Genomic DNA, 8,160 nt, shown 5'->3' with positions numbered 1-8,160 from the left:
GCGCTGCGGCGGTACGCGAAGGCGCGGCGCACCGGGGCCGATCCCGCCGACGGCTCCGCGTACCGCTCCGAAAAGGAAGGGACCGGCAACAGGTCGCATGTGAGCCGCCCCTGCCCTGTACGCGCGCGGCGGCCGGGGCCCGGTGCGGGCCGTGCTCCACCGCCTCGACCGCACCACGTGGATCCATTCACCACGCGGCCACGAAAAGTTTCCTACCGGCCAGTAGACAGGGGGTCGATTCTCGCCAACTCTGGTCACGTACATGCCAATTCCGTGACCGAGGGAGCGCCCCCCATGCGCAGCACCCGCCGCACCCGTATGCCCCGTACCGCCGCCGTCGGCGTGGCCGCGGCCGCCGCCGTCCTGACGCTGGTTCCGGCCACCGCCGCCCAGGCCGCGCCCGTCCCGGCGCCTGTGTCCGCGCCCGTGTCCGCTGCCCCGGCCGCCTCCGCGCCCGGCGGCAACGCCGCGATCCTCGGCATCGACTACGCCACCTGGCAGCGGGACGTCGCCGCCGTGATCGACGCGGCCCGGCCCGCCATCGAGGCGCGCATCGCCGCCTCGCCCGCCGGTGAGAAGCCCGCCCTCGTCCTCGACATCGACAACACCTCGCTGGAGACGGACTTCCACTGGTTCTGGACCTTCCCGACCCCGGCGATCAGCAAGGTCCGCGCGCTGACCCAGTACGCGCACGCGCGCGGTGTCGCGATCTTCTTCGTCACGGCCCGCCCCGGGATCATCCACTCCCTCACCGAGCACAACCTCAAGGCCGTGGGCTACCCGGTCTCGGGGCTCTACGTCCGGGACCTGCCCGACCTGTTCGAGGAGGTCAGCGCCTACAAGACGGGCAAGCGGGCGGAGATCGAGGCGCGCGGCTACACGATCATCGCCAACATCGGCAACAGCCCGACCGACCTCGTCGGCGGCCACGCGGAGCGCACCGTCAAGCTGCCGGACTACAACGGCAAGCTCTCCTGACCGAGGGCGTCGACCCGGGGCCGGCGGGCAGTGCGAGCCCGCCGCCCCGTCGCCGCGACCCTCGGCCGAGCCCGGCGGCGATGGCGTGGACCGCCGCCCAGCTGAAGGCCGCGCCCGGGCCGATGGTCGTGCCCGGGCCGGGTGGGCTTGCCCATCACCGCCGCCGAGCGGTTTGCCGGAGGCGCAGAGCCCGGCGATCGGCCCGCCGTAGGAGCGGCGTAGAGCCGGTTCCCGCGCCCGAAGTCCGCCGGCGGCCGGACCGGTCGGGGCGGCCGGCCGTTTCGGAGCGGGAAATGGACAACATGATGGGCCGGTTGCGGTTCAGCGAGTGGATGTGGCGGGTAGTCATAGGACATCGCACCGATGAAGACTCGGGCCCGACCCCTCGCCAGGGGGCCGGGCCCGCTTCCGTGCCGCGCCGTCGTCGGCCCTCGGGGGTGCCCCACCTCGCCTCGACGACCGTGTTCAGTCCTCGACGCCCGCCTCGTCCAGCAGGTTCAGCTGCCAGGAGACGCCGAAGCGGTCGTTCACCCAGCCGAACCGCGCACTGAACCCGTACGAGCCCAGCGGCATCAGCTCCGTGCCCTGCTCGGCGAGGGCTGCGTAGAGGCGTTCGATCTCGGCCGCGCTGTCGCACTGGACGTAGAGCGACATGGCGGGTGTGAAGCCGAAGTCGTGCTTGACCGAGCTGTCGATGCACATCAGCGTCTGCCCGGCCAGGGAGAAGGAGGCGTGGCGCACCTTCCCCTCCTCGCCGCCGCCGGCGTCGTCGGCGCCGTAGTGGCTGATGCCCAGTACCTCGGCGTCGTCGAACAGCGAGAGGTAGAAGGTCATCGCCTCCTCCGCCCGCCCCTCGAACATCAGAAACGGGGTGATCTTCTGCGGGCTCGGTGTGATGGCCATCTCTGGGTCCTGTCCCTCTCGCTCTCGGGTGCCCGGTACTCCCGGAGCACCGGGACCAGAAACCCTAGGGCTACCGCGCCCCGTAGACCGGCAGCGGTGCCTGCGCCGCCGCGAGGAGTTTCAGGGTGGCCTCCCCCGCCTCCGCCGGGGTCCAGCGCGCGCCCCGGTCCGCCGTGGGGCCCGGCCGCCAGCCCTCCATCACGGTGATCCGGCCGCCCTCCGCCTCGAAGACCCGGCCCGTGACCCCCTCCGAGGCGTCGGCGCCCAGCCACACCACCAGCGGCGAGACGTTCTCGGGGGCCATCGCGTCGAAGCCGCCCGTCTCGGGGGCGGCCATGGACTCGGCGAAGGTCCGCTCCGTCATCCGGGTCCGGGCCGCCGGGGCGATCGCGTTGACCTGGACGCCGTAGGGGCCCATCTCCTGCGCCGCGACCATCGTGAGGCCGAGGATCCCCGCCTTGGCCGCGCTGTAGTTGCCCTGGCCGACCGAGCCGAGCAGTCCGGCCCCGGAAGAGGTGTTGACCGCCCGGGCCGCGACCGGCCGGCCCGCCTTCGCCTCGGCCCGCCACCACGCGGCCGCCGACCGCAGCGGCAGGAAGTGGCCCTTCAGGTGGACCCGCATGACGGCGTCCCAGTCGTCCTCGTCCAGGTTGACCAGCATCCGGTCCCGCAGGAAGCCCGCGTTGTTGACGAGGGTGTCGAGGCGGCCGAAGCTGTCCACGGCCGCCGCCACCAGCGAGGCCGCGCCCTTCGATGTGGCGATGTCCTCGCCGTGGGCGACGGCCTGCCCGCCCATCGCCTCGATCTCGGCGACCACCTGCGCCGCCGGGCTGTCCGGCCCCGGCAGCCCGTCGAGTCCGACCCCGAGGTCGTTCACGACGACCTTCGCCCCCTCCGCCGCGAAGGCCAGCGCATGGGCGCGCCCCAGCCCCCGCCCCGCGCCGGTCACGATCGCGACCCGGCCTTCACACAGTCCCGCCATGTCAGATCCCCTTGTTGACAGTTGCCGCATCCAGGAACGCCGGGCGCTCCCCGCCCCCGTGCACGAGCAGGCCGGCCCCGCTCACGTACGCCGCCCGGTCCGACGCCAGGAACACCGCCGCGTCCCCCACGTCCGAGGGTTCGGCCAGCCGCCCCAGCGGGACGGTGGCGCCGACCGACGCGATGCCGGCCTCGTCGCCGTAGTGCAGGTGGGACAGTTCCGTCCGCACCATGCCGAGGACCACCGAGTTGACCCGTACTTCGGGGGCCCATTCGACGGCCATGGACCGGGCCAGGTTCTCCAGGCCCGCCTTGGCGGCGCCGTATGCGGCCGTCCCGGGTGAGGGGCGGGTCCCGCTGACGCTGCTGATCATGACCACCGAGCCCCGGGCTTCGCGCAGCCAGGGGTAGGCCGCGAGGGAGGCGGTCATCGGGGCGAGCAGGTTGAGTTCGACGACCCGTGCGTGGCGCTCCGCCGCGCCCTCGCCGAGCAGCCGGTACGGCGTGCCGCCCGCGTTGTTGACCAGGCAGTCGAGTCGTCCGTACCGGCTCGCGACCGCGCCGAAGAAGTCCCGCACGGCGGCGGGGTCGCGCAGGTCGACCGGGGTGAAGGTGGCCTTCCGGCCGTCCGCCGAGACCGCCTCTTGCGGGGGGCGCCGGGCGCAGACGACCACGTCCGCGCCGGCCGCGAGGAACGACCGGGCGATTCCGGCGCCGACGCCCCTGGTTCCTCCGGTGACGACGACAACCCTCCCGTCGAGCTCCATAGGCTGCTACCTTCCTCTACCTAACAAATGTTTGGTGGAAAGGTAGCTGATCCGCTCATGGGTGTCTCCACCTCAAGCCCCGGCAAGGGCATCGCACGCGTCACGGTCGACTTCCCTCCCGTCAACGCGCTCCCCGTGCGGGGCTGGTACGACCTCGCCGACGCCCTGCGGGCGGCCGGCCGCGACCCCGAGATCCGGTGCGTCGTCCTCGCCGCCGAGGGCCGCGGATTCAACGCCGGCGTCGACATCAAGGAGATGCAGCGCGACACCGGACACACCGCCCTCGTCGGCGCCAACCGGGGCTGCTACGAGGCCTTCGCCGCCGTGTACGAGTGCGAGGTGCCGGTCGTGGCGGCCGTGAACGGGTTCTGCCTGGGCGGCGGCATCGGGCTCGTCGGCAACGCCGACGCGATCGTCGCCTCCGAGGACGCCACCTTCGGACTGCCCGAGCTGGACCGGGGCGCGCTCGGCGCCGCCACCCACCTGGCCCGGCTGGTCCCGCAGCACCTGATGCGCGCGCTGTACTACACCTCGCGCACCGCGACCGCCGCCGAACTGCACGCCCACGGCTCGGTCTGGAGGGTCGTCCCGCGCGCGGAGCTGCGCGCGGCCGCCCTGGAGCTGGCCGCCGAGATAGCGGAGAAGGACGGCTACCTGATCCGGCTGGCGAAGGCGGCCATCAACGGGATCGACCCCGTGGACGTGCGCCGCAGCTACCGCTTCGAGCAGGGCTTCACCTTCGAGGCCAACCTCAGCGGGGTGGCCGACCGGGTCCGCGGCACCTTCGGGAAGGGAGAGCCCGCATGACCGACAAGTCCATGACTCCCGAAGAGGTGGTCGGGCAGCTGCACAGCGGAATGACCATCGGCATCGGCGGCTGGGGATCCCGGCGCAAGCCCATGGCCCTGGTGCGAGCACTGCTCCGCTCCGAGATCACCGATCTGACCGTGATCTCCTACGGCGGCCCCGATGTCGGCCTGCTGGCCGCGGCCGGCCGGATCCGCAGACTGGTCGCCCCCTTCGCCACCCTCGACTCCATCCCGCTGGAGCCCCACTTCCGGGCCGCCCGCGAGCGCGGCGCCTTCACCCTCACCGAGCTCGACGAGGCCATGTTCATGTGGGGCCTGCACGCCGCCGCCAACCGGCTCCCCTTCCTCCCCGTCCGGGCCGGCCTCGGCTCCGACGTGATGCGGGTCAACCCGGAGCTGCGTACGGTCACCTCCCCCTACGGCGACGGCGAGGAGCTCGTCGCCGTCCCCGCCCTGCGCATGGACGCCGCCCTGGTCCACCTCAACCGCGCCGACCGCCTCGGCAACGCCCAGTACCTGGGCCCGGACCCGTACTTCGACGACCTGTTCTGCGAGTCGGCCGACGCCGCCTACGTCTCCTGCGAGCAGCTCGTCGAGACCACCGAGCTCGCCAAGTCCGGCCCCCCGCAGTCCCTCCTCGTCAGCCGGCACTCGGTGACCGGGGTCGTGGAGACCCCGAACGGCGCGCACTTCACCTCGTGCGTCCCCGACCACGACCGTGACGAGGCCTTCCAGAAGCTGTACGCGACCACCCCCTGGGACGAATTCTCGGCACGCTTCCTGTCCGGGGCGGGCGAGCACGACTACCAGCTGGCCGTCCGGACCTGGCACGAGGAGCAGCAGTGACGACCACCGGCACCACCACCGCCCCGCGCGCCGTCTCCCGCGCCGAGTACTGCGTGATCGCCTGCGCCGAGGCCTGGCGGGACAACGGCGAGGTGCTCGCCAGCCCGATGGGCCTGATCCCCTCCTTCGGGGCCCGGCTCGCGAAGCGGACCTTCTCCCCCGACCTGCTGCTGACCGACGGGGAGGCGATGCTCGTCGGGCTCGACGGCACCGCCGAGGGCTGGCTCCCGTACCGGCGCCACCTGACGATGGTCACCGGCGGCCGGCGGCACGTGATGATGGGTGCCGGCCAGATCGACCGGTTCGGCAACCAGAACATCTCCTGCATCGGTGACTGGGAGCGGCCCACGCGCCAGCTCCTCGGGGTGCGCGGTGCGCCCGTCAACACCCTCAACAACCCGGTGAGTTACTGGGTGCCCAAGCACTCGAAGCGGGTGTTCGTCGAGCGCGTCGACATGGTCAGCGGGGTCGGCTACGACCGGGCGGAGACCGCCGGGGTGACCCGCTTCCACCGGCTGCCCCGGGTGGTCAGCGATCTCGGCGTCCTCGACTTCGGCGGGCCGGGCCACTCGATGCGCCTGGCCTCCCTGCACCCCGGCGTCACCGTCGAGGACGTCCTGGCGGCGACCGGCTTCGAGCCGGCGGTCCCCGGCGAGGTCCCGTACACGCGGGAGCCGACCGTCGAGGAGTTGCGGCTGATCCGCGAGGTGATCGACCCCGAGGGGCTGCGCGACCGCGAAGTGCGGGTCTGAGGCGATGGGGAGGACGATGAGGATGCGGACGGCGTTCACCGAGCTGGTCGGGGTCGAGCACCCCCTCGTGCAGACGGGCATGGGCTGGGTCGCCGGCCCCCGCCTGGTGTCGGGCGCGGCGAACGCGGGGGCGCTGGGCATCCTGGCCTCGGCCACGATGACGCTGGACGAGCTGCGTTCGGCGGTCCGCGAGGTGAAGTCCCGCACGCCGGACGGGACGCCCTTCGGGGTCAATCTGCGGGCGGACGCCGGGGACGCGGCCGAGCGCACCCAGCTGATCATCGACGAGGGGGTGCGGGTCGCCTCGTTCGCGCTGGCGCCGTCCAAGGAGCTGATCGGGCGGCTCAAGGACGCGGGCGTGGTCGTCATCCCGTCGATCGGGGCTCGGCGGCATGCCGAGAAGGTGGCCGGGTGGGGGGCCGACGCGGTGATCGTGCAGGGCGGCGAGGGGGGCGGTCACACGGGGGACGTGGCCACGACGGTGCTGCTGCCGCAGGTCGTGGACGCCGTGGACATTCCGGTGATCGCGGCGGGAGGCTTCAGCGACGGGCGCGGCCTGGTCGCGGCCCTGTCGTACGGGGCCGCGGGCATCGCCATGGGCACCAGGTTCCTGCTGACCTCGGACTCGACCGTCCCGGACGCCGTGAAGGCCGAGTACCTGAAGGCCACGGTCAGGGACGTCACCGTCACCACGGCCGTCGACGGGCTGCCGCACCGCATGCTCCGTACGGAGCTGGTCGACTCGCTGGAGCGGGCGGGCCGGACGCGGGCGCTGGTCCGGGCGGTGCGGCACGCGGCCGGCTTCCGGAAGCTGTCAGGGCTGAGCTGGTCGCAGATGGTCGGTGACGGCCTGGCGATGAAACACGGCAAGGAGCTGACCTGGAGCCAGGTCCTGCTGGCCGCGAACACCCCGATGCTCCTCAAGGCGTCCATGGTCGAGGGCCGTACGGACCTCGGCGTCATGGCATCGGGCCAGGTCGCGGGGGTGATCGACGATCTTCCGTCCTGTGCGGAGCTCGTCTCCCGCGTCATGGCCGAAGCACAACAGGCACTCGAATCACTCGGATCACTGGCATTACACACATCGCTCGAAGCACCGCACTCGCTCCGCACCCTGCCACCACCAGGGTGATCCCCCTTCTCCGTCACAGGAGTCGCCCCTATGAGCCGTGCCCGCATCCGCCTGGCGATCGCGGCGGCCGCCGCCGCTCTCACCATCGGGACCCTGCCCGCCTCCGCGTACGCGGCGGCGGCGCCCGGAGCCGGGGCCAGTGCCCGGCACCACCCGCACCAGCTGCAAGCCGAAACGATTCGCCAGATTCCCCTCCAGGGCGCCGTCAACCTCCGCGACCTCGGCGGCTACCGCACCTGGACCGGCGGTCAGGTCCGCCAGGGACTGGTCTACCGCTCCGACGCACTGAGCAAGCTGACCGCAGCGGACATCACCACCGTCGCCGGTCTCGGCCTCCAGAAGGTCGTCGATTTCCGCATTGCGATGGAGCTCCAGTACGACGGCGCCGACCGGCTGCCCGCCGGGCTCTCCCCCACCACGCGCCCCGTCAGCGACCTCGGCCTCTACGGAACCCTCGTCGGCGCGATCGGCAGCGGCGATCCCGTCGTCCAGGAGCGGATGCTCGGCGGCGGCCGCGCCGAGGCCTACATGCGCGACATCTACCGCACCTTCGTGAGCAGCCCCGAGAACCGGGCGCAGTTCGCGGCGACCCTGCGGGAGATCGCCGACGGCCGGCAGGGCCCGGTCCTGTACCACTGCACGTCCGGCAAGGACCGGACCGGCTGGATGAGTTACGTCCTGCTGCGCGCCCTCGCCGTCCCCGAGGACACCGCGGAGCGCGACTACCTGGCGTCGAACACCTTCCGCGCCACCTACGACGCCCAGGTGCGGGCGGGCCTCAAGCAGTCGGGCCGGATGCAGAACCCGGACCTGCTGATCCCGCTCCAGGAGGTCCGCCAGGACTATCTGGACTCGGCGAAGGCGCAGTTGGAGGCCGACTACGGCAGCTTCTACGGCTACCTGACAGACGGCCTCGGCCTGGACCTGGGGACGCTGGCGAAGCTGCAGGACCGGATGGTCCGGTAGCGGTGGCGGACAGCACGACGCCGGGC

General features: G+C 72.5%; 9 protein-coding genes. 6 read left to right on the top strand and 3 right to left on the bottom strand.

The annotated features are described in order from the left end of the window. Window positions 1-294: 294 nt before the first annotated feature. Window positions 295-978 (top strand): HAD family acid phosphatase, encoded by a 684-nt coding sequence (locus tag ACWGIU_RS21880; protein WP_453708230.1) that lies wholly within the window; start codon window positions 295-297, stop codon window positions 976-978. A 465-nt stretch (window positions 979-1,443) separates the two neighbouring features. Here ACWGIU_RS21880 and ACWGIU_RS21875 read toward each other — a convergent pair whose 3' ends face one another. From ACWGIU_RS21875 to ACWGIU_RS21865, 3 genes are all read right to left on the bottom strand, one after another. After that, entirely contained in the window at window positions 1,444-1,881 is a 438-nt protein-coding gene (locus tag ACWGIU_RS21875; protein ID WP_453708228.1) for a VOC family protein, read from the bottom strand. A gap of 70 nt (window positions 1,882-1,951) precedes the next feature. Next, window positions 1,952-2,863, bottom strand: a complete 912-nt coding sequence (locus ACWGIU_RS21870) for an SDR family oxidoreductase (protein WP_453708227.1) — start codon at window positions 2,861-2,863, stop codon at window positions 1,952-1,954. 1 nt (window position 2,864) lies between these two features. Beyond that, the gene (locus tag ACWGIU_RS21865) at window positions 2,865-3,629 is read right to left on the bottom strand and encodes an SDR family oxidoreductase (protein WP_453708225.1); all 765 of its coding nucleotides are present in this window, start codon (window positions 3,627-3,629) and stop codon (window positions 2,865-2,867) included. Window positions 3,630-3,686: 57 nt separating this feature from the next. On the opposite strand from ACWGIU_RS21865, the gene ACWGIU_RS21860 reads away from it, so the two are divergent. From ACWGIU_RS21860 to ACWGIU_RS21840, 5 genes are read left to right on the top strand one after another with little or no spacing between them, the layout of a single operon-like run. Beyond that, window positions 3,687-4,436 carry an enoyl-CoA hydratase family protein gene (locus ACWGIU_RS21860; RefSeq protein ID WP_453708223.1) on the top strand — a complete coding sequence of 250 codons (750 nt, stop codon included), beginning with the start codon at window positions 3,687-3,689 and terminating at the stop codon, window positions 4,434-4,436. After that, window positions 4,433-5,284: a CoA transferase subunit A gene (locus ACWGIU_RS21855; protein ID WP_453708221.1), complete on the top strand. Its 852-nt coding sequence runs from the start codon at window positions 4,433-4,435 to the stop codon at window positions 5,282-5,284. Before ACWGIU_RS21860 ends, ACWGIU_RS21855 begins: the two co-directional genes overlap by 4 nt. After that, complete coding sequence (locus ACWGIU_RS21850; protein WP_453708219.1) at window positions 5,281-6,036, top strand: CoA-transferase subunit beta; 756 nt, start codon at window positions 5,281-5,283, stop codon at window positions 6,034-6,036. The genes ACWGIU_RS21855 and ACWGIU_RS21850 overlap by 4 nt, the downstream gene beginning before the upstream one ends. A gap of 22 nt (window positions 6,037-6,058) precedes the next feature. Beyond that, complete coding sequence (locus ACWGIU_RS21845) at window positions 6,059-7,168, top strand: NAD(P)H-dependent flavin oxidoreductase (protein ID WP_453708217.1); 1,110 nt, start codon at window positions 6,059-6,061, stop codon at window positions 7,166-7,168. A gap of 30 nt (window positions 7,169-7,198) precedes the next feature. Beyond that, on the top strand, window positions 7,199-8,134 hold the full coding sequence (locus tag ACWGIU_RS21840) for a tyrosine-protein phosphatase (protein WP_453708215.1): 936 nt from the start codon (window positions 7,199-7,201) through the stop codon (window positions 8,132-8,134). Window positions 8,135-8,160: the final 26 nt, after the last annotated feature.

It is taken from the genome of Streptomyces sp. NPDC054840, from assembly GCF_053611065.1.
Note: the sequence above shows the minus strand (reverse complement) of the source record. Positions and strands in the feature narration are given on the sequence as shown.

Bases quoted from the DNA above. Each gene is read 5' to 3' on its own strand.
- ACWGIU_RS21860 (WP_453708223.1), top strand. From the start codon at position 3,687: ATGGGTGTCTCCACCTCAAGCCCCGGCAAGGGCATCGCACGCGTCACG.
- ACWGIU_RS21875 (WP_453708228.1), bottom strand. From the start codon at position 1,881: ATGGCCATCACACCGAGCCCGCAGAAGATCACCCCGTTTCTGATGTTC.
- ACWGIU_RS21840 (WP_453708215.1), top strand. From the start codon at position 7,199: ATGAGCCGTGCCCGCATCCGCCTGGCGATCGCGGCGGCCGCCGCCGCT.
- ACWGIU_RS21880 (WP_453708230.1), top strand. From the start codon at position 295: ATGCGCAGCACCCGCCGCACCCGTATGCCCCGTACCGCCGCCGTCGGC.
- ACWGIU_RS21870 (WP_453708227.1), bottom strand. From the start codon at position 2,863: ATGGCGGGACTGTGTGAAGGCCGGGTCGCGATCGTGACCGGCGCGGGG.
- ACWGIU_RS21865 (WP_453708225.1), bottom strand. From the start codon at position 3,629: ATGGAGCTCGACGGGAGGGTTGTCGTCGTCACCGGAGGAACCAGGGGC.
- ACWGIU_RS21845 (WP_453708217.1), top strand. From the start codon at position 6,059: ATGCGGACGGCGTTCACCGAGCTGGTCGGGGTCGAGCACCCCCTCGTG.
- ACWGIU_RS21855 (WP_453708221.1), top strand. From the start codon at position 4,433: ATGACCGACAAGTCCATGACTCCCGAAGAGGTGGTCGGGCAGCTGCAC.